The following is a 23,314-nucleotide window of genomic DNA, read 5'->3' as shown; positions in this document are numbered from 1 at the left end:
TAACGTTGAAACTTGGCCCTTGTTTTGAATGCAGCGTGTAAATTATGAAAAGGCAATTGAATTCCATACATTTTAGAGTAATTTTTAGTGGCATACTGGCAGTTTTCTGTTTAATGTCTCCAGAATTTAGTTTTTCACAAGGCTTTAATGGGAATGAGTGGATATTTGGATACTGTCCGACAGCGTCAACCAACAGTTATCTCTCATTTGGAAGAGGGGAGGATCCCATCGTCCGAGATCTCCCGAATACAATAATTATCGGGTCTGAGACCGGCAATATTGATAATAATGCTGTGATGATAGATCCGATAACCGGTCAGGTGCTTTTTTTTACTAATGGTATATTAGTCTATAATTATGATGAACTTCAAATTCAAGGTGCTCCTAACGGGGTAAATGGAGTATCAGAAGGTATAAGACAGGGGGTTGCTATTGCTACACTCAATTATGATCCTGAAGGTGACCGCTTGTTTTATATTTTTTACCGCACCCCCACAGGTCAGTTACAATTTGCAGTGATCGATATGAATGCACCGGGAGGAGCCTTGCCAAATCAGCCACCTCTTGGGGCAGTGACTACCCTCAATCAGACAATCGGTACAGTATCCGGAGCGATTGCAGTGGTGAAAACTCCTAATAGCCCCAATTACTTGGTAAACTATGATGGGGGTAATCTTGTCGTTAGGAGAATTGAAGCAACCCAAGGAGAGTTTACAGAAACTGCGAGTATTCCGCTTAGCTTCACACCCAAAGCGATCATTTTCAATGAAAGTACTAATCAGTTGATACTAATTCCAACTGATCCGGGGGAAGATATAGTACTGATCGAATTGGACACGGCAGATGGTTCTCTCGGTTCCATTAGCACGGTGGAGCAATCGGGTGGAGCCGATGCCATTGAGGGAGCAGATCTTTCACCGGATGGGGAGTTTTTGTATTTCTCTAGAGGAAATCAATTGCTAAGAGTGCCTACAAATGATTTGACAGCTGAGCCTGAAGTGGTTCCCATTCCTAATACCCCTCACCAAATTTATGATATTCGAGTAGGACCTGATGGCAGGCTTTATTATATCTACCAAGAGGAAGCAGGTGGGCCATTTTTGATAGGAAGAGTGAATAATCCAGATGAAGAGGAGCTGGACGAATTAGAAATTGAAGAGGACCCATTCAATGGAGTTGATTTTTGTGGAACTGTCTTCCCTCAATTTGCGCCTAATCAGGATATCAACCCTACAGTAGATTTTGAGTGGGAACCAGAGTTTCCATGTGCCAATAACCCTATTCAGCTGACTTCTGAGATTACGCCTACCAATTATCGACCGGTAAGCTTTGAATGGACTTTCGATCCACCCCTGACCAATGAAGATGGACAGCCAGTAGAGATCGATTTTAATCAAGAGCATCTGTTGATCCCTGAAGAGGCTACAGCCGGTGAAAGTATCAATGTGACTTTGACGGTAACTTTTGCAGATGGAAGCACACTGGATGTTGATAAGACAATCAACCTTTTGGAAAATAATTTAGAAGCGAATTTCACACCTCAAGATACTACTATCTGTGCGCCAAATTGCATCAATTTGATGCCTTTGCTGGAGGCTCAGCAAGGCGGAGGAGAAGGTCCTGGCGGTCCAGGTGGTCCAGGTGGCCCGGGCGGACCTGGAGGCCCCGGGGTTGGTGGTCCTGGTGGACCTGGAGGGAATTTTGAATACTTCTGGTCCAACAAAAGAGATGAAGGCTGGGGGCCTGAAGCTGCCAATGTGGTGTGTTTGCCTGGTTTGTATTGGGTGCTGGTGCGTGAACCTGGTTCCAGTTGCTATGCGTATGCTGAAATCCGTGTGCAGATTTGGGATTTAGATGATCAAAGTAATGGTGTTTGGCACTTTGGGGATGGTGCCGGGTTGGATTTTAATCCCGATCCTGATGATCCAGATGGACCAAGTCCAAGGGCAATTTCTCATCCGAATAATATTCCAGCAGGTACAGCAACGATCTCAGATGAAACTGGTCAAATCCTCTTCTACACCGATGGTCAGACCGTTTGGGACTTGAATGGAAATGTGATGGAAAATGGGGATAATATTGGAGGTAGCAATCAGACTTCCCAAGGGGTAATTGCCGTTCCTGTCCCCCAAAACCCGACCATTTATTACGTATTTACCACACAGGCAACAGGTACAGGAAGTAATGAGGTACGATTCTCAGTAGTTGATCTAACTGCAGAAAATCCTACAGGGGCCGGTGCTGTTACTACGAGCAATAACTTTTTATTCAGCCCTGCAACCGAACAGGTAGCCGCGTTGGCTACAGGTGCGACCAATTGGGTCCTATTTCATGAGTTGGGTACCAATACCTTTCGAGCCTACCCTTTGACACAATTTGGTATAGGACAGCCTGTGTTTTCCTCCGTTGGCTCTCGTCATGGCTTTGGTGCAGGTGTCGGTACGATGAAGTTTAGCCCAGATGGTTCGCAGGTGGCTGTTACCATCAATGATGGAGCATGTAGTCGATTGGAGATATTTGATTTTGATCTGCAAACTGGCAGGTTATCCGAATATGCCTTGTTAGATCTTGGTTGTACGAATGAGGATGTTTATGGAGTGGAGTTTTCCAATGATGGAAGCCGCGTGTTTGTAAGCTACCGCTCTGGTTCGGGTAGGATAGAGGAATTTTTAATCCGAAATCCCAGTACCAATAATAACGATGATGAGGATGATCCTTTGACTTGTGGTGAATGCTTTGATAACGCCACTACAAGACAGGCGCGAGAGCAATGTATTTTAAATTCTGATATTAGAAATACCGTCACTACAGCTGGACCTTTTGGTGCCATTCAAATAGCGCCAAATGGTCAGATTTATGTTGCAAGACCTGGACAAAACTCAGTAACTTCTATCATTCCTGGTTCTGGCTGTGCTGCTTCAACCTATGATGATGTTGGTGTAGACCTTTTACCTGGAACCAGTATGAACTTAGGTTTACCATCTTTTGCAGTGCAATCGGGAAGTAGTATTCCTGAGCCTGCTTTGGAAGGTCCTGAGCGTTTGTGTTTGGATCCAGCCGAAGGAGCAGAGGCGGAGTTTGGTGGGGGTGGAGAGCCCGATATTGATTCCTATTTCTGGACGATTGTTCATGAGGATGGCACAGCAGATATCACGCGTTTTGGTGGTGCTGGAGAGGATTTTCAAAATTACATCCACAATTTCCAAAGAGCGGGCTTGTATACTGTGACCTTGGAAGTGGATCGATGTGGAAATCCTGAATATTTTGATGATAGTATACAGGTCCTGGTTGTTGCAGCTCCGGAAATCACGTTACCGGATGATGCTGTTCTTTGTGTGGGCAGCCCGGTAGAATTGACGGCTATTGAGGGATACGATCCTGCGGATGGATTGTATGATTTTGAATGGAGAAATGCAGCAGGTTTTCAAATCGGGGATATCAACTCCAATACCATCGTGGTAGATTCAGAGGATATATACACGGTGACGGTTTCATTCCGTGTACCTGAGGATGTGGATCCTGATTTGTTTGATAGATGTCCTGCTTCACGTTCCATTTTTGTGGGTCCCGCTTTTGACTTTGATATCAACTTGTCACAAGACGAAGTCTGTTACGAGGATGTGCTTGTTACTTTTGCTCCAGATACTCCAATTGTTGGAGAATGGTTTTATGAGTTGCAAGGTGTGCCCGGTAGAACCTTGATTGGTGAGTTTTTTGAGCTGGAATTGAATCCACTTCTCATGTTACCTGCTCCAGGTACCTACGATATTATCTTTGTTACAGAAGATCCTTTGATTCCGGGTTGCGTGATAGAGAAAGTTACCGAGATCGTAGTTCATCCGCTTCCATTATTGGAGCTGGTGGTACTCAATGATTCTGATTGTATATTGGAGGATGGTACTTTGGAGGTTACAGCCTTGACAGATATACAAACGTTGACTTTGATTGAAACAGGGCAGGTTGTGAATAATATAACCGCAGGTACTGTTTTGCCACTTTTTGTGGATTTGGGCCCTGGAGTTTATACGTTTGAGGCGATCAATGAATTTGGTTGTTTGAATGTGCAAACAGTCATCATTCAGAACAGAAATGCTCCTGCTGGTCTAGAAGATTATGTAGTAACCGCCGTAGACGAGTCTTGTAGTACCTCAGGGATATTAGATGGTCAGATAGTACTATCGTTTTCTACAGCTCCTGCATCTTTGCTTGGCGTACGATACAGAATTGTCCGGTTGGGAGATGGCAGGGAATTTACCAATGAGTTGACTACAGCAGCAACGGCAGACCCTTTGGTGTTTACAGTGGACGTTCCGTATGGAGAATATTCTATTGAACTTCTAGATGAAAATGATTGTCCAATTCCTTTCCAAAACAATGTTGTGGTGGAGCGGAAGTTTCAGGTGGATTTCTCAGTTCCTAGCAATCCGGTAGCCTGCGAACAATTTATATTTACACCGACTTCTGCTGTTCCTTTAAATTTTGATTTGAGGGCAGTAAATAATCCTTCTGTTCCGATTACACAGGAAGCAGACGGTAGTTTTATCCTTTCTGAGTCTGGGGAATACATCTTGTTTGGTTTTGATCCCGCAGGTGAGGATTGTCCTAGGGAGCGCCGCTTCTTTGTCACTATCAATGATCCGATTCAATTTGATTTGATTGGACCTACGATCGATGATTGCGTAGAAGGGGTTTTTTATGAGGTGGATTTATTTGGAGCCAATCCTGTCGATGTATTGATATTCTGGAGAGATGATGCAGGGACCATTGTCGGAAGAAATCCGATTTTCTTCCCAAGAGAAGCAGGGGTCTACACCTTGGAGGTACAACCACGCTTAGGAACGCAATGTGATTCCAATGAAATTTCTTTCACTGTTACTTCTGTATTGGGGCAAGTGGATTTCTCAGTGGAAGCAGAAGCTATCTGTGATCCTGCAGTTCCTGCGATCATTCAGTTGGTAGGAGATTATGAGCAGGCAGCTCTTATCCAGTGGTTTAGAGTTACAGGAACTACACGTACCTTACTTCCATTTGATAATTTTGAGGTGATTGAGGTGGATCAGGAAGGCTTCTACGAAGTGGTACTTTCAGACTTATTGTGTGAGTTGGGTAGGCAGCGGGTGCAGGTACGAAGATCTGCCGGTATTGTACCTGAATTACGGGAGCGGTATGTGATCTGTGCGATAGAGAATGTTTCGGATGTATTAGATCCAGGTGTTTATGATAGCTATGCTTGGTTCTTAAATGATGAATTGGTGGCAGATACACCAACATTTATACCAACTGAAGCCGGCTCCTATCGCTTAGAAGTGGTTGACGATGCAGGCTGTATTTTTGCCACTACATTTGAAGTGGAGGAAGATTGTAGATTACTGGTAAGAGCCCCTGATGCTATGATTCCAAGTGATAGTAATAGACAGTTCCTTGTTTATGCTAATAATTTTGTTGACAACTTAGAGGTATATATCTATAACCGATGGGGAGAGTTGATATTTTTCTGTGAATCCAATAACATTGAGGCTAATCAGCCTGTTTGCAATTGGGATGGAATGTACAGAGGGCAGGTTGTACCGGTAGGAACTTATGCGGTTGTTCTACGGTTCAGTAGTATACAACAAGGTATTACCCGCACCCAGCGATCCGCTTTAGTAGTTATTGAGTAAATTAATTTAGTATGATTACACTTATTTCACCTGCCAAAACATTGGATTTAAGTTCCAGTCAATTAGAGATGACTACTCAGCCTGATTTCAAAAAAGAGACTTTTGAATTGGTTGGTATCATGAAAAAGCAGAAAACAGAAGATTTAATCAAGTTGATGGGAATTAGTGAAAAATTAGCTGAGTTGAATGCAACCCGTTATAAAAATTTCCAGAAGACTTTTGATATAGATAATTCCAAACAAGCATTGCTTGCTTTCAAAGGAGATGTCTACACCAAAATGGATGTAGAAAATTACTCTCAAGAAGATTTTGATTTTGCGCAAGAAAATCTCCGTATCCTCTCCGGATTGTATGGCTTGCTAAAGCCGTTGGATTTAATACAGCCTTATCGACTGGAAATGGGAACCAAGCTACAAAACAAGAATGGGAAAAACTTGTATGAGTTTTGGGGCAAACGAATTGCAAAAGCTATCAATGAATCAGCCAAAGGCACTCCATTAGTGAATCTCGCCTCACAAGAGTATTTTAAAGCTGTGGATACATCGATTATCAAATCCGAAATTATCTCTCCTGTTTTCCAAGAATATAGAAATGGGGAATATAGGATTATTGGGCTTTTTGCTAAACAAGCAAGAGGTCTTATGACAGATTACATCATCAAAAACCGCATTCAAGACCCTGAGCAATTAAAACTTTTTAATATTGAGGGTTACGAATGGGCTGGGGATGAGAAGGAGTGGAGATTTGTGAGATAGAAGAAAAAGAATAAGCTTCAAGATAGTAAATTTTGAGGCTTTTTTTTAGTTTGAAAAATCAGCTTTTATTACTTTCTAATTTTGTGATAGTGCGAGTTAGTCGTGGCATTATTTTTGGCTGTATTCATTATCCCATAAAAAGTAATTTACATGTATCAACTGATTTTTCTGTCAATTTTCGTTCTTGGGAATTTTTGGAGTCATCCCAATCCTGTAAATGATGAAGAGAGATACAAGAAATCAGGAATAGTAGATATTTTAGAGCAAGCTCCAGAATTTATAGGACCTTCTCAACTTTGTAATTTTTTTGGAAGTGTTTTGGGTACATTTTCGGTAGGGGGTGATCCCGAGCAGGATCGTTATACTTGGGAGGTATTAGATTCTTTTGGGACAGTGATTTTTAGTCGATTTGGAGGAGCTACATTTGAATCAGTTACCGTGAATTTTACGAGTAATGGTCAATATGAAATCCGCGTCTCAGTTACCAGAGGTAATGCTGAGATTTATGCTACTACGCGGGCATTAGAGGTATTGCAAGGGCCACAGTTGATCGTAAGACCTGATTATCTCCTGTGTGGGGAAGAGCCTGCGGCCCTAACCGCCTTACCTCCAACAACTCCCAATTTGAATGCATATACCATTGAATGGAGAAATGAAGCAGGTGTGTTAGTAGGAAACCAAAATGTTTTGGTAACTGATCAAGAGGGTACCTATACTGTTTCGGCATTTTTGAATAATCCCAATGGGTCCACTGATTGTGTAATTAATGGTTTTACCTACATCGGGCCGCCCGAAGATTTTGAGCTTATTATTCAGGATACGACTCTTTGCTTGAATCAACGGCTTCAAATAGCGCCTGACAATCCAATGGAAGGCGCTTGGTTTTATAGAAAAGAAGGTTTCGCAGAAAAAATAAGTTTAGGGCGTGCATTTGATATTGATGCAGAGGCAAGTCAAATTTTGGATGGACCTGGCAATTATGAGATTATTTTTGAAGTGTCCAATACACGTAACCCTGATTGTCTATCTACAAGGTCTGTTTCTATTCAAATTCAAGATAGCCCAACTTATCAATTTACAGTGGTCACTCCAGCGACGACTTGTAATGCCTTTGATGGAGTTTTGGAGTTTTCAGTATTGGGATCAGTGGACGAGCTCAGGATTTTGGAAATTGGCCTTATCTATGACAATATTGTAGAGGGAGAAGTGGTAACCGTTACAGGGCTTCAAAGTGGTATCTACACCATACAGGCAGAATCCATTGGATGCCTTCGTACAAGTGTGGTAATTGTTCCTATTGATGAAGTAGCAATTGAAGATTTTCTGGAAATAAGTGCTTTGCCTGAGGTGTGCACAAGCGATGGTATTGAGGTAGGTAGTATATCTATTCGACTTCTCAATGGCCCCCTTACCAACTGGACTTATCGCTTAGTTAATGCTATAGGTAGGGATGAAGTAGTTAATGCCCCTATTCCAAATCTTTTAGAGTTTTCCATAGATTTACCAGGGGGGCTGTATGCCATAGAATTTATAGATGAAGCGGGTTGCATTTTTCCATGGGAGTCTGTAATTCAAGTTCAGCGAAGGAACCGTGTGAATTTTTCTGTTCCTGCAACTATATCAATTTGTGATACTTTCTCATTTACGCCAACGAGTAATCAGGAACTTATATTTACCTTAACTTATCCAGATGGTACGACACTTACACAAGTATCGGGACAAGCATTTGATATTTCACAACCAGGCATTTATCGGATTGTAGGCAGAGAAAACTCAGAGAACCCAGAAAATTGTCCTCGGATAAGAGAGTTTGAAGTCAATGTGGAAACACCAATCGAATTTGAGCCGATCATTGTGAATGAGGATTGTTTTGGAAACATTTTTTATCAAGCAAATCTTTTTGGTAGAAGCCCTAATGAGGTGAGTATTCGTTGGCTTGATGGGGAAGGGAATATTGTCGGGAGGCAAGTGAATTGGATCCCAACGGCTTATGAAGAGTTCCGATTAGAGGTGCGTCCTAGAAGAAGCTCATCATGCGAAATACAATCAAGGGTTTTTCAAGTCCCTCAGCCCGTATTTGAAGTGGAATTGGATTTTGCAGTTAATCCTTTTTGTCCGGAATTACCTACTACTGAGCTTGGATTATTAACAGATTTTGATAAAGTAGATCGAATTGAGTGGTTAAGGATTAATCCTGATGGTTCACAGGAAGTCATTCCTGCTTTTGAGGATATTCGCTCGGTGCTTATTGAAGAGGATGGCCTATATGAAGCAGTGGTCTACCGTAGATTATTCAATGGTCAGTTGTGTGAAATCGGCAGAAATCAACTATTAATGATTCGCAGTGTGGATCAAACTAGACCTGAACTAGCCCCCTTTTACTCTATTTGTAGAAAAATAAACCTCAGTGAAATTATCAATCCGGGTATCTTTGAATCCTATCAATGGTTTTTGGAAGATAATCCAGTTTCGACATCACCTATATTCAGGCCGCAACTTACAGGTTCCTACACCTTGGTAGTTACTAATTTGGATGGTTGCCAATATGTGGAAGAATTTTCAGTATTTGAAGATTGTGAATTTCAATATCGAATGCCAACTGCTATGATTATAGATGACCCTGAGAGACATTTTGAAGTCTTTGTTAATGATGCTGTCGAGGAGGCTAGGATCTGGATTCATAACAGGCAGGGGGAATTGATTTATTACTGTGAAGATTTTAATGTACAGTCGAGAGTGGCTTTTTGCTTTTGGGATGGTAGTTTTCAAGGGCAGAAAATCCCAAGTGGTCAATACGTGGTTACTTTAAGTTACAAAAGCGAACGCTTTGGTGTCAATGAAAAAATTTCACAGAGCTTGACAGTCTTAAATAATTGAGAAGGGTAAATTTTTTATTAAGAACATTTTATCTATCTTTGCATTCCAATTTCCTATACTAGCTAAAACAAATATGTACGCAATTGTTAACATCGCAGGAAAGCAGTTCAAAGTAACAAAAGATCAGTATGTCTATGCACCAAAAATGCAAGGCGATGCTGGCGCTTCCGTGGAATTTGATCAAGTATTGTTGGCAGAAGACAACGGTACGGTATCAATAGGCGCTCCAATTATCTCTGGCGCAATGGTATCTGCAAAAATTGTAGATCACGTTAAAGGTGACAAAGTAATCGTTTTCAAGAAGAAAAGAAGAAAAGGTTACAAAAAGAAAAATGGTCACAGACAACAGTTTACTAAAATTTTGATTGAAAATATCACATTGTAAGATTTCTTCCGAAATCATAAACAACTAATATTATGGCTCACAAAAAAGGTGTCGGTAGTTCCAAGAACGGTAGAGAATCACATTCCAAGAGACTTGGTGTGAAGAAATTCGGTGGTGAGGCAGTAATTGCCGGTAACATCATCATCAGACAAAGAGGTACGAAGCATCACCCAGGTGACAACGTAGGTCTAGGTAAAGATCATACATTGTTTGCTTTGACCGATGGCAAAGTTCAATTCAAGAAAAAATTCGATGGTAAGTCTTACGTTAGCGTAGTACCTGCTGAAGCTTAAGATCTATTCAAACTATTCATAAACCCTCTGCTTAAGAGGGTTTTTTTTTGTCCTATCGTGTAAAAAAGGTTTGATATTTTTCTTTTCCCAACCAACTTCATCGAAAATAATAAGTTTCGAATAATGAAGTATTTCAATAGCATCTCTATCCTGCTCCTTTTGCTATGTGTACAGGTTTCCTATGCACAGCAAAAGCCATTAAGCCTCAAGGATTACTCCCAATGGTCACGAATAGTATCCCCAACCCCATCTCCTGATGGAGCTTGGTTTGCTTATGCACTTCGCCCCAATGGAGGTGACGATACCCTTCATGTAAAATCTGTACAAACTGAGGGTATTCGTAAGGTTCCTTATGCTTCTAACTTTTCTTTCTCCGATGGAAGTGCCTATTTCAGTTATTTTTTGAGACCTAATAAAGCGGAGGCTGATAAATTGAGAAAGGCCCGAAAGCCTATCACACAAACCGCTGTATTGGAGACGGTCAAAGGGGAGGAACTTTTCCGAGTGGAAAATGCAAATGCAGCTTCCTTTTCCAGCGATGAACGCTATTGGATGGTTCACAGAAAAAAAGCTGATGACGACAAAACCTCTCATAAAGGAGCAGATTTAGTGCTTTTTGATATTCAGAAGAAAAGCTCATTTGTGATAGGGAGTGTATCCGAGTTTGCTGTCAATAAAAAAGGTACCCATCTCGCATACTTAGTAGATGCTCAGGACCAAATCGGAAATGGTGCATTTTTATTTAATTTGAGTACTAAAAGTACTCAAATGCTTGATGGAGATGCAATGACCTATCAGTCATTGGTGTGGGATGATCGTCTATTGATGAAATCCGAGGCAGTTGCTAGAGGCAATCAATTAGCCTTTTTGAAGGGATCTTCAGTAGATTCTGTAGAGCAAGGGATTAATCATTTATTGGTATTTGGGAATTTGGCAAGTAATCCAGTCAAATATGAGCTTGATCCAAATCACAAAGGTTTGACTACAGGTTTTGTTGTGAGTGAGAAAGCTCCTTTGTCTTTCATGCACGATGGAAAAGCCGTTTGGTTTGGCATCAAAGAGCAGGCTGCTGCCTTCAAAGCTGACAAGGATACCCTACCCAATGTAGATGTATGGCATTGGAAAGATGATTATTTGCAGTCAGTGCAGATTGTTCGTGCCAACAGAAATCGTAATGAAACCATGCCTGCTGTATTTCACTTTGCACAAGATAAGTTTGTACAGTTGGCGGATGAGGATATGAAAACTGTATTACCGTCGAAACATGCACGATTTAAGATTGGAAGGGATGAAAAACCTTACATCAGTGATATCAATTGGGGAGTTTCACCAGCGGATTTGTATCGAGTGGATGTGACTACCGGTGAACGTGTTTTGGTAGAAAAATTAATCAATCGAGCTTTGCAATATTCTCCTGATGGTAAGTTTTATTTATACCAAAAAGACACGGTATTGATAGCTTATAATTTGGAGACCAACGCAAAAATCAATGTTTCTTCCAAGGCTCCGATGGTTTTCATGGATTTAGAACACCCGTATCCGCACGAAAAGCCACCCTATGGCGTAGCAGGTTGGACTAAAGATGGAAAGCATGTAATTGTTAATCACAAGTACGACCTATGGATGTTGGCATTGGATGGAAGCAAAGCAACAAATATTACAACTATCGGAGATGCTCAGGAAATACGTTTTCGCTATATCAATCCTGATAGAACACAAGAATGGATTGATACTTCCAAACCGCTATGGCTGGAGGCTTATGGAGAGTGGACAAAGCAAAACGGATTCTATGAATTAAAGCTGGGGAGTAGTCCAGCACCTGTGATGTTTGTAGATGCGATGATTGGGAATCCGCTTAAAGCAGAAAATGCCGACCGCTATTTCTTTACCAGACAGACTTTTGAGGAATTTCCGGATTATCATGTGAGTGATGGAAAGTTTAAAAATATCCAAAAACTAACAGATGCCAATCCCCAACAAACTGAATTTGCTTGGGGCAAAAGAAAATTGGTAGAATTCACCAACAGCAAAGGGCAGCGTCTCCAAGGGACACTAACCCTACCGGCGAATTATGAAGAAGGTAAGGCGTATCCTACCATCATGTATTTCTATGAAAAAATGTCTGATCGTCATCATCAATATTCCATGCCAGTGTATGATGACCGCCCACATTTCTCTACTTATGCGAGCAATGGGTACATGATTTTCATGCCAGATATAATCTTCGAAGAGGGCAGACCAGGTACAAGTTCGTTGGACGCCATCACTTCTGCAGCCAATAAGCTGATTGAGTTGGGCTACGCTGATAAAGATAATATCGGCTTGCAGGGTCATTCTTGGGGAGGTTATCAAACATCTTTTATCCTGACGCAGACAGATATGTTTAAATGTATTGTGACAGGTGCCCCTCCGACCAACTTGGAAAGTTTCTATAATAATCTGTATGCAAGTACGGGTACGGTACATCATGGAATCATGGAAATCGGTCAGGTGCGCATGGGTAGAGGAGTGACTCCTTGGACACATCGGGAAGATTATAACCGAGAAAACCCTATGTACCATGTGCCCAATATTAAAACCCCATTCATGATTTTGCATGGCACCAAGGATGGAGCTGTGGATTGGGCTCAAGGCTTAGAGCTTTACAATGCAGCTAGAAGGATGGATAAAGAGGTAATTTTCTTGTCTTATCCTAATGAAGGCCATCACCTAGGGATTGAAGCCAATCAAAAGGATTTTCAAATCCGTATGAAGCAATATTTTGACTATCATTTGATGGGTAAAGATGCGCCCGAATGGATGGAAAGAGGGATTCCTCATTTGGAAAAACTCTACGATAAAGTCCGCTAGGCTAAAATTGAAGCGTGGAAATTTTTCCACGCTTTTTTTATATGTTCATTTGACCAATTATCATTTTTTATGCAATAATTCCCTTCCTTTGGATTAATTTCCCTAATAAAACATTAACCTACATGCTATGAACAGAATTTTACAGATCTTTTGTGCTGCATTCCTGTTGCTAGGACTCGGTGCATTTGCAGAGGTGCAAGCGCAAACGTACGATGAAACACTATACGATGCAGTCCAATGGAGGCTGGTGGGGCCTCACCGTGGAGGTCGCTCGGCGGCTGTGTCTGGAGTTATTGGCGACCGTAATACCTTTTACTTTGGCGCTACCGGTGGAGGTGTTTGGAAGACTACAGATGGAGGGAGTTCTTGGTCCAATGTGTCTGATGGCTACTTTGGTGGCTCCATCGGGGCAGTTACCGTAGCTCCTTCAGATCCGAATATCATTTATGTAGGAGGTGGCGAAAAGACAGTTCGGGGAAATGTATCCTATGGCTACGGTTTTTGGAAAAGTACCGACGCAGGGAAATCTTGGGAGTCTTTAGGGATGGAAGAAACAAGATTTATTTCTCGAATTCGTGTACATCCTACCAATCCAGATGTGGTATATGCTGCGGTTTTGGGAGATATTTTTAAGCCCACTCAAATGCGGGGCGTATATAAATCGACGGATGGTGGTAGATCTTGGGAAAGAAAATTATTTGTAGACCCGCAGTCAGGAGCGGTGGATTTGATTTTAGATCCTAATAACCCGGAAGTAATGTATGCATCGACCTGGGAATTGAAGCGGACACCTTACAGTTTGGAAAGTGGTGGTCCCGGCTCCAAGATGTTTAAAAGTACCGATGGAGGAGAAAACTGGACAGAGATTTCTCGGAACAAAGGTCTACCTGAGGGGACTTTAGGGATTATGGGGATTACAGTTTCCCCGGTAAATTCTAATCGCTTGTGGGCAATTGTCGAGAATTTAGATGGAGGGGTATATCGCTCTGACGATGGAGGAGATACCTGGGAAAAAACCAATGAAGATCGTAATCTCAGACAGCGCGCTTGGTACTATACACGTCTTTATGCGGATACTCAGGATGAGAATACCGTATATGTACTCAATGTGAGCTATCACAAATCTACTGATGGAGGCAAAACCTTTAAGAGTTCCAATGCACCGCACGGAGATCACCATGATTTGTGGATAGATCCTTCGGATAATCAGCGCATGATCATCGCCGATGATGGCGGTGCACAAGTGTCATTTGATGGGGGCAAGCAGTGGTCTACCTATATGAATCAGCCTACTGCACAGTTTTATAGAGTGACGACAGATAATCACTTCCCCTATAGAATCTACGGTGCACAGCAAGATAATTCTACCATGCGTATTGCACATAGAAACGAAGGTGCAGGAATTACAGAGAATGATTGGGAAGTAAGTGCAGGTTCTGAATCGGGATGGTTGGCTGTAGATCCTTTGGACAATGACGTTGTTTACGGTGGTAATTATGGAGGTTTACTTCAAATGTTGAATCATCGTACTGGAGCAAAAAGAAATGTAAATGTGTATCCCGACAACCCTATGGGTCATGGAGCAGAAGGAATGAAGTATAGGTTCCAGTGGAACTTCCCTATTTTCTATTCTCCTCATGATCCCAAAGTACTATATACTACTTCCAATCAATTTCATCGATCTACCAATGGAGGGCAATCTTGGGAGACTTTTAGTCCGGATTTGACCAGAAATGCTAAAGAAAAGTTAGGTCCGTCGGGAGGACCGATTACCAAGGATAATACATCCGTGGAATATTATTCAACCATTTTTGCAGCTACCGAATCACCTTTGAAAAAAGGGGTTTTATGGGCAGGTTCCGATGATGGCTTGGTGCATGTGTCTAAAGACAATGGGAAAACTTGGGAAAATGTAACCCCAAAAGATTTACCAGAATGGACTCAAATCAATAGTATGGAAGGGCATCCTTTCGAAGAAGGAGGACTCTATTTTGCAGCCACCGCTTATAAAAATGGAGATTACGCACCATACTTATTTAAAACAGTAGATTTTGGTAAAACTTGGATCAAAATTGTAGACGGAATCGATGAACAACATTTCACAAGGGTGGTAAGAGCAGATCCTGTCAAAAAAGGGATGCTTTATGCAGGGACAGAGACAGGGATGTATGTTTCCTTCAACGATGGAGAATCGTGGCAATCATTTCAATTGAACTTACCTATTGTACCAATCACCGATTTGACAATCAAAGAAAACAACCTCATTGCAGCCACTCAGGGCAGAAGTTTTTGGATTATTGATGATTTGACAGTATTGCATCAGCTTTCCAATGAGGTAGCTAGCAAACCATTCCATTTGTTTCGTCCCCAGGACTCATACAGACTAGATGGGGTGAGACGGGCATCTAAAACGGCAGGCACCAATAGGCCTGGAGGAGTATTGGTGTATTATCAGTTGAATCAGGAACCAACAGAAGAGGTAAGGATAGAGTTTTTGGATAAACAAAAGCAGGTCTTGAAGGCCTATTCTTCCAAAGGAATTGAAAAAGATACCTTAAAATACAAAGTAGGCTCCAACGAGTTTAACTGGAATCTCCGATTACCGGATGCCAAAGGCTTTGATGGAATGATCATGTGGTCAGGTCCTTTGAGAGGGCCTAAGGTGGTACCTGGGGACTATACCGTTCGTATGATTGTAGATGGAGTGACTCAAGAGCAGGGCTTCAAAGTACTACCCGATCTGCGGTATGAATCCACCCAAGAGGATTTGCAGGCACAGTTTGATTTCTTGCTTCAAGTGAGGGATAAATTAACCGAAACACATGAAACCATTATCCTGATTCGTAAGTATCGGGAAGTAATGGAGGAAATGATGGCAAAAGATGCGAGACAAAAACGCAGATTAGAACCCCTTGTGAAATCCATTTCCGATATCGAAAAAGAGTTGTATCAAACACAAAATCGCAGTGGACAGGATCCTTTGAATTATCCAATCCGCCTCAATAACAAGTTGGCCCATCTGAATGTGATCGTGGGTACGGGTGAATACAGACCTACCGACGGTGCAGAGGAAGTAAGAGAAGAGATTACTCGTCAGATAGATACGCAATTGGCAAAGTTCAGAGCAATTGAAAAAAATCAAATTGCTAATTTGATGAGTATAGATACGATAAAAGAGGAATTGAAAATTGACCGTTCCCGATAGGTCTGACTATTCAATCAATTAACTCCAATCCCCTGTCGCTTGAGATAGGGGATTTTTTTGTTAATATTTCAAAAATTGACCTTGGATTGAGGGCTGGAGAAGGCAATATTAAATTTTTTCGCTGTATTTTTAAGGATTAGTTAAAAGTCAACCAATTCAGAGAACATACTTTATGATGAGAACAACTCAACGCTGCCTTTTGCTTGCCATGCTAGCAATGGGAGTGGTGATGATGCCCACAGATGAGGCATTTGCACAAAAAAAGAGCAAAAAAAATGCTCCTGCGGCCACAGCTGCTCCTGCTGCTGAGAAGAAGCCAGAGAAAAAGAAATTAGAAGATGTGGTCAAAGGACATCAAAAGTTTGAAGGCCTTTTTACTTTCTATCAGGACACCACGAGTGGAGAAATGAAAATGCTGATTAAAAAAGATCAGTTGGGCAATGAGTACCTGTATTTTTCTCAAATCGGTGATGGTGTTACAGAAGCAGGGGCCTTCAGGGGTTCTTATGGGGACAACAAGATTTTCAAAGTTGAGCGCTATTTCAACAGAGTAGAGTTTGTTCAGCAAAACACTTCCTTTTACTTCGATCCGGAAAACCCACTGAGCCGCTCTGCTGATGCCAATATAAGTCCAGCTATCATGGCTTCGGCTAAAATTGAATTTGAAGATGCAGATGCTGGTATTCTGATAATTAAAGCTGATAATTTATTCTTGAAAGAAACTTTTGGGATGATCAAAAGACCTCCTTTTCCAGGGGAGTCTCCCATGTCTTTTAAGTTAGGGAATTTGGATGGCGAGAAAACAAAAGTACTAGCTATCAGGTCCTATGAAAAAAACTCTGACTTGGCAGTAGAGTATGTGTATACCAATCCTTCGGTCTTGAATGGAGGTTCGGATGCGGTGACGGATGGTAGGAATGTTTCCATCAAAGTGTACCATAGTTTAATTGAATTGCCTGACAATGGCTATGAGCCAAGGTTTGAAGACCCACGCGTGGGTTATTTTACTACCAAGGTTACAGATATGACATCCAGCTCAGCGACTCCTTACAGGGATGTAATTCATCGCTGGGATTTGAGAAAGAAAGATCCTAATGCGGCTCTTTCTGAGCCTGTGGAGCCAATTGTATGGTGGATTGAGAACTCTACGCCTCATGAATGGAGAGAAACGATCAAAAATGCAGTATTGGAATGGAATAAGGCTTTTGAGAAAGCTGGATTTAAGAATGCAGTCCAAGTAAATATTCAGCCAGATGATGCAGATTGGGATGCGGGAGATATTCGATACAATGTCTTGCGTTGGACAAGTTCTCCAAATCCTCCTTTTGGTGGTTATGGCCCTAGCTTTGTCAATCCAAGAACAGGCCAAATCCTAGGTTCTGATATCATGTTGGAATTTGTGTACCATACCAACCGAGTGGTATACAATGAACTTTTCGGGGAAACAGCCGCTTCAGAGCAAACCATGGGTACTTGGCATAATGGGCATTTTTGTACTGTGGGGATGCATTTGCAGAATAATATGATGTTTGGACAAGCATTTTTGAGAGCAAGTGGTGCTTCAGATTATGAGATGGAGGGAATGAAAAAGGAAGCGATGGAAGAGCTCTTGATGCACGAAGTGGGTCATACCTTAGGCTTGAACCATAACATGAAAGCCTCCCAGCTATTTTCACCTGCGCAATTGGCAGATAAGGATTTTATCCAAGGGAAAGCATTGGCAGGTTCTGTGATGGATTATATGGCGATCAACTTAGCGCCAGATAAATCCAAGCAGGGCCATTACTTCAGTACCACTGTAGGTCCTTACGATGTATGGGCGATCGAGTTTGGGTACACTCCTGTCAAAACCCAACAGGAAATGGACGCTATCTTAGCTAAGTCTACCCGTCCAGAATTGACTTTTGGTAACGATGCGGATGATATGCGAGCTCCAGGGAAAGCGATTGACCCTCGGGTGATGATTGGCGACCTTTCCAACGATCAAATTGGATATTCTATCCATATGATGGAAACCTCTAAGAAGTTGATGGGGGAAATTAAAGAAAAGTACACTAAAGATGGGCAGTCGTATCAAGAATTGGTACAGGCATACGGTATCTTGATGAATCAGTATGCGACAGCAGGTGGTGTGATGTCACGTTTTATTGCCGGTGTATATGTGGATAGAGCCATGGCAGGTCAGGAAGGCGCTACACAGCCTTACACTCCTGTAAGCTTACAGGATCAAAAAAGAGCGTTGAACGCCTTGAATAAATACATGTTTGCTCCCAATGCCTTTGACATTCCCAATGATTTGATCAACTACTTGGCTAGACAGCGGAGAGGTTTTGACTTCTTTTCTGGTCCAGAAGATCCAAAAATCCATCTGCAAGTATTAGGAGCCCAAAGAAGTGTGTTGGCACACTTGACCCACCCCAACACCTTACAAAGAATGGTGGATTCTGAATTGTATGGCAATAAGTACAACTTGGCGACCTATATGAATGATTTGACAAAAGCCATCTTTGATGCTGATATCAGTGGAAATGTCAACTCTTTCAGACAAAATCTTCAAGTAGAATATGTAAACACCCTGAAAGGTATGGTTGCCGGTTCGGGAAGTGCTCGCTACAATCACTTAGCAAGATCTTCTGCTTTGTATAATTTGAATTATATCAAAGCGAAAGTGTCGAATGCAGGTGGAGATCTTTCTTCCAAAGCTCATAAGGACCACTTAAAATTATTGATTGAAAACAGCATGAAGGAGGTGAAGTAATATAACCTCTCATATTCATGTTGATAGATAGAGAAAAAGAGCCTTCGCTTACTGAAGAGATTTCTTTTTCTCTATTGGTCTTTAGTGGAGGCTTATTTATCAAATTTGGAAACCTGAGTATGAGAAATACGTCCTTATATGATCTTTGTCATATATTTTGTTAAATACTATTTATAATTTTGATTCACATAATAAATCCTTTTACGAGATGAATTACACAGAAAATTACCGAGGAATTAAGGTAGATGTACAAGCGCCACAAATAGATGTGCCAGCGGGGCTACAAGAACAAATCAGAAAGTCAATTGATAAATTATTGAGATTTACACCTGTTATCAATGCAGTAGATATTTATCTAAATATCTCGGGTACAGGCAAAACAGCAGAAAGAACCTTAGGTATGCGCGTAGGTATTCCAGGTCCAGATGTATTCTCGGAAGAGAAGGCTAAAGATCGTTGGAACACCATGTTGAGAGCTGTAGTGGATAAAAATGTAAGGCAATTGCAGAAGGGGAAATAATTTACCTTCTAGAGGCTCTAAGAACTTTTGATATTAGTTGATATAGGATATTGATTGATATTGACCCTAGAAAAAGCTTCCGGTTAGAATAATCGGAAGCTTTTTAATTGTTCCCAAAACATCCCCGCACTTGATGGGAAAATGAGTAGAATGAAGAGAATACCTGCGATGGCTCCGTACAAATGCGCATCATGATTGACTCCATCATGACCTTTTTTAGCTTGTACAATGGTGTAAATCAAAAACATCCCTCCCAAAGCAAACCCAGGCAGGCAAATCAATCCAAACAAGCAAATATCCGATAAAGGGCGTAGGATAATGCTGCCAAAAACAGCTGCCGCCACACCGCCAGAAGCTCCTAAAGCTCTGTAATAGCTATTACCTTGATGCTTCAAGAACGTGGGGATGTCTGCGATCACTATAGCTCCTACATAAAATAGTACATAGGTCACAATACCTAAACCAAATCCTAACCGATACGTGAGAAAGTATTCAATCGTGCTTCCAAAAAAGTAAAAGGTAAACATATTGAAAAACAGGTGCATGCCATCCTTATGGATAAATCCTGATAGGACGAAGCGATCCCATTGATTTCTGTTTTTGATCAGATAGGGCGTAAACATCCAGCGATTGAGCAAGTCTGGCTTGTTCCATGCCTGATAGGAGGTCAATACGGTGATTCCTATCAGGACAAGCGTAGCAGTGATTTCCATGTTATTTTTCCCGATTAATCAGGTCCTGAGTAATGGTACGCAAGTTTTGCAAAGCAGTTGGATTATCTGCCTGTACAGTATCTAGCTGGGCAAATCCCTGTTCAAAGTATTCCTGCATTTTGACCTCGGTCAATTCTTGTATGCCTAGACGATCATAAATTGCCGTAACTGCTTGGACTTTCTCCTCTTTGTCAAAAATCTTGGCATCTATCCAGTTCTGCAATGCTACTGCATCAGCTCCTGTGGCCAGTTCTTTGGCTTTGATGAGGAGGAAAGTTTTCTTATTGGCGATAATGTCTCCACCTACCTGCTTCCCAAACTTGGCTTTATCTGCATAGACATCCAACAAATCATCTTTCAGCTGAAATCCTATGCCTATATTGACTCCAAAATCGTAGAGTTTTTGGCTCTCTGCCTCAGACTGACCGGCTAGTAAAGCACCGAATTGTAAAGCAAAACCTAGTAACACCGCTGTTTTTTGGCGAATCATATCGATGTAAGCTTCTTCACCTACCTGTGTCAAACTTTCAAAATTCATATCGTGCTGCTGTCCTTCGCAGACTTCGGCAGCTGTCTGATTGAATAGACGCAAGCAAAGGGGGAGTAAACTTGGCTCAATTTCTAAGAGCATATCGTAAGCCTTGACAAGCATGACATCCCCAGAGAGAATAGCTGTATTGGGATTCCATTTTTCATGTACCGTAGCTTTTCCTCTTCTCAAAGGAGCATTGTCCATGATGTCATCGTGCATCAAAGTGAAATTGTGAAAAACTTCCACCGAAGCAGCAGGGGTCAGGATTTTTTGGTAATCCTCTTTATACAAGCTGTAGGCCAACAGCGTGAGTAAGGGGCGTATCCTTTTTCCTCCCAAACTCATCAAGTAGCTGATGGGTTCGTAAAGCTCTTGAGGGGATGTTCCGTACGTGTACTGTTGGATATGTTGTTCTAAATCCTTTAAAATCTGATTAACGTCGTTTGCGGGTTGGTTCATTATCGGCAAATTCCAGGTCTATGGTTCTTCTATTAATATCGGTAGCAACAACTTTGACTACCACTTTGTCTCCCAAAGTGATGATTTTTTTTGTTCTGCTCCCAATTAATCGCATGTTTTTTTCGTCAAAATCGTAGTAGTCATCGTTCATTTCAGAGACTTTCACCATTCCTTCACACTTGGTTTCTGTGATTTCAACATAGACACCCCATTCTGTCACTCCCGTAATGATCCCTTCGTAGTCTTTGTCTTCCGCTAGTGACATGTACTCCACCTGCTTGTATTTGATAGAAGCACGCTCTGCGTCAGCTGCTCTTTTTTCTCGATCAGATGAATGCAGACATTTATCCTCCCAGTCGTCTGATTGTGGCGACTTACCCCCATCCAAATAGTGTTGCAACAAGCGATGCACCATCATATCCGGATACCTTCGGATAGGGGAGGTAAAATGAGTGTAGTGACTAAAAGCCAATCCAAAGTGCCCTTTGGGTTCGGTGGTATACTTGGCTTTAGCCATACTCCGGATCGCCAATTGCTCTAAAATATTTTGTTCGGGCTTGCCAATAATAGCGTCCATCAGCTTATTGAGTGCTTTGGATATCTGCGAACCCTCCGCAACTTTCAATTCATGACCAAAACGCTTTGCAAATCCAGCAAAGGTTTCTAGACGCTCTATATCAGGATTATCGTGAGTCCTGTAGACAAAGGTATCCTTCCCCTTATTCTTGTGATAAATAAATTCAGCCACCGTACGGTTTGCCAAGAGCATAAACTCCTCAATCAACTTATGGATATCTTTTCGCTCCTTAACTACGAGACCCAAGGGAGTTCCTTTTTCATCTAGCTTAAATTTCACTTCCACCGTTTCAAAATTTACAGCTCCAGTTTCAAAGCGTTTCTTCCGCAGTTTTTTGGCTAGGTCATTCAGGATAGTCAACTCTTGATAGAAGTCTCCTGATTGATTATCAATATTTTCTTGCCCTTCTTCATAAGCAAATCGCCTATTGGAATGTGTGACTGTACGACCTATCCAAGAATTCACAACTTTGGCTTCTTCACTCATTTCAAAGACACAGGAGAAGGTCAACTTATCTTCATTTGGCCTTAGCGAACATAATCCATTACTTAGACGCTCGGGAAGCATGGGGATAGTTCTGTCTACCAAATACACGGATGTTGCCCGTTCATAGGCTTCGCGTTCCAAGGAAGTTTTGGGCTTGACATAGTGAGTGACATCTGCGATATGTACGCCGATTTCATAGTTGCCATTGTCCAGTATACGGTAAGATATGGCGTCATCAAAATCTTTGGCATCGTGTGGGTCAATGGTAAAGGTCGGAACGTCTCGCATATCCCGACGGTTATCGATTTCCGATTGAGGTATTGCTTCAGGTATAGCTTCCGCCTCCTGTACAGGCTCCTCAGGATATTCAAATGGCAAGCCGAATTCTGCCATGATGGAGTGGATTTCTACCTCATGTTCTCCGGATTTACCTAGTACGCGAACGACTTTTCCTGTTGGATTTTTATCATCTTCCCTCCATTCGGTGAGCTTGACTACTACTTTTTGATTGTGTTCCGCCCCTAAAAGATCACCTTTATGCACAAATACATCTTGGTGCATTTTTCTGAAATCGGGTACTACAAAGGCAAAACGGGGGGAGATTTCTACCCTTCCGACAAACTCATCCCGTACACGTTCGAGAATTTCAAGTACTTTTCCTTCTTGTCTACCGCTGTTTCCTCTTACAGGAAATACCATTATACGAACTCTGTCTCCGTCCAACGCATGCTTGAGGTCCGCCTCTTTTACCATAATATCCTCTGTAAGGTTATGTTTGGCGTCTGGCTTAATAAAAGCAAACCTAGGGTTTACATAATCTACTGTGCCTTCAATGAATTCAGGTTCTTTGGTCGAACTGAAGTAATTTCGAGGGTTTTTGGAAACCGACCCTGCTGCTGTCAGTTTGTGCAATATAGGTTCTACTGAACCTTTGTTGAGGCTATCTCTTATTTCTAGCTTTTTAGCTACTTGTTTTGCATTGAATTCTTGCCCGTAATGGTTGTCTAAAAAATTCAATATTTTTTTTGCCAGCTGTGCGGTGTCTAAAACCTTCCCGCTATTCTTCTTTCCGCGTTGGCTTTTGTTGTCTGATTTTCTTCCCATAAAAATGAGTATTTGATTTTGTGTTTAATATAAGGATTGTTTTACCGTGATGGTAAAAAAACAGGTGAAGCTTTTGTGATTTCTTCTGTTTTGTAGCCTTGGGTGATATTCATGCTTCAAAAACAGTTCATTTGAACAAT

Annotated in this window: 12 protein-coding genes; 9 read left to right on the top strand and 3 right to left on the bottom strand. The window is 41.7% G+C overall.

Annotated features, from left to right (window positions below):
• Positions 1–44: 44 nt before the first annotated feature.
• The 9 genes from IPZ59_RS02135 (at position 45) to IPZ59_RS02095 (ending at position 19,303) form a co-directional block, all read left to right on the top strand.
• The gene (locus IPZ59_RS02135; RefSeq protein WP_236138237.1) at positions 45–5,660 is read left to right on the top strand and encodes a T9SS type B sorting domain-containing protein; all 5,616 of its coding nucleotides are present in this window, start codon (positions 45–47) and stop codon (positions 5,658–5,660) included.
• 11 nt (positions 5,661–5,671) lie between these two features.
• Entirely contained in the window at positions 5,672–6,415 is a 744-nt protein-coding gene (gene yaaA, locus IPZ59_RS02130) for a peroxide stress protein YaaA (protein WP_236138236.1), read from the top strand.
• Between the two features lie 150 nt (positions 6,416–6,565).
• The gene (locus IPZ59_RS02125) at positions 6,566–9,292 is read left to right on the top strand and encodes a hypothetical protein (RefSeq protein ID WP_236138235.1); all 2,727 of its coding nucleotides are present in this window, start codon (positions 6,566–6,568) and stop codon (positions 9,290–9,292) included.
• Between the two features lie 73 nt (positions 9,293–9,365).
• A complete protein-coding gene (gene rplU, locus IPZ59_RS02120) occupies positions 9,366–9,677 on the top strand; it encodes a 50S ribosomal protein L21 (protein ID WP_189579618.1) in 312 nt (103 codons plus the stop codon).
• 32 nt (positions 9,678–9,709) lie between these two features.
• Entirely contained in the window at positions 9,710–9,970 is a 261-nt protein-coding gene (gene rpmA, locus IPZ59_RS02115) for a 50S ribosomal protein L27 (protein WP_189579619.1), read from the top strand.
• Positions 9,971–10,093: 123 nt separating this feature from the next.
• Entirely contained in the window at positions 10,094–12,820 is a 2,727-nt protein-coding gene (locus tag IPZ59_RS02110) for a S9 family peptidase (RefSeq protein WP_236138234.1), read from the top strand.
• 127 nt (positions 12,821–12,947) lie between these two features.
• The gene (locus IPZ59_RS02105; protein WP_236138233.1) at positions 12,948–16,025 is read left to right on the top strand and encodes a WD40/YVTN/BNR-like repeat-containing protein; all 3,078 of its coding nucleotides are present in this window, start codon (positions 12,948–12,950) and stop codon (positions 16,023–16,025) included.
• A gap of 172 nt (positions 16,026–16,197) precedes the next feature.
• The gene (locus IPZ59_RS02100; protein ID WP_236138232.1) at positions 16,198–18,783 is read left to right on the top strand and encodes a zinc-dependent metalloprotease; all 2,586 of its coding nucleotides are present in this window, start codon (positions 16,198–16,200) and stop codon (positions 18,781–18,783) included.
• Positions 18,784–18,991: 208 nt separating this feature from the next.
• Positions 18,992–19,303 (top strand): HPF/RaiA family ribosome-associated protein, encoded by a 312-nt coding sequence (locus tag IPZ59_RS02095; RefSeq protein ID WP_236138231.1) that lies wholly within the window; start codon positions 18,992–18,994, stop codon positions 19,301–19,303.
• Between the two features lie 83 nt (positions 19,304–19,386).
• Here the strand turns inward: IPZ59_RS02095 and IPZ59_RS02090 are convergent, their stop codons facing one another.
• Genes IPZ59_RS02090 through rnr form a run of 3 tightly spaced genes read right to left on the bottom strand, consistent with a single transcriptional unit; the run spans position 19,387 to position 23,174 of the window.
• A complete protein-coding gene (locus tag IPZ59_RS02090; RefSeq protein ID WP_236138230.1) occupies positions 19,387–20,016 on the bottom strand; it encodes a rhomboid family intramembrane serine protease in 630 nt (209 codons plus the stop codon).
• Position 20,017: 1 nt separating this feature from the next.
• Positions 20,018–21,007, bottom strand: coding sequence for a polyprenyl synthetase family protein (locus IPZ59_RS02085; protein ID WP_236138229.1), 990 nt, complete (start codon positions 21,005–21,007; stop codon positions 20,018–20,020).
• The gene (rnr, locus tag IPZ59_RS02080) at positions 20,982–23,174 is read right to left on the bottom strand and encodes a ribonuclease R (protein ID WP_236138228.1); all 2,193 of its coding nucleotides are present in this window, start codon (positions 23,172–23,174) and stop codon (positions 20,982–20,984) included. Before rnr ends, IPZ59_RS02085 begins: the two co-directional genes overlap by 26 nt.
• Between the last annotated feature and the right edge of the window lie 140 nt (positions 23,175–23,314).

Origin of the sequence: Mongoliitalea daihaiensis (assembly GCF_021596945.1) — a bacterium.
Taxonomy (GTDB): domain Bacteria; phylum Bacteroidota; class Bacteroidia; order Cytophagales; family Cyclobacteriaceae; genus Mongoliitalea; species Mongoliitalea daihaiensis.
The sequence above is the reverse complement of the archived record's forward strand: the minus strand, read 5'-3'. Positions and strand labels throughout refer to the sequence as shown.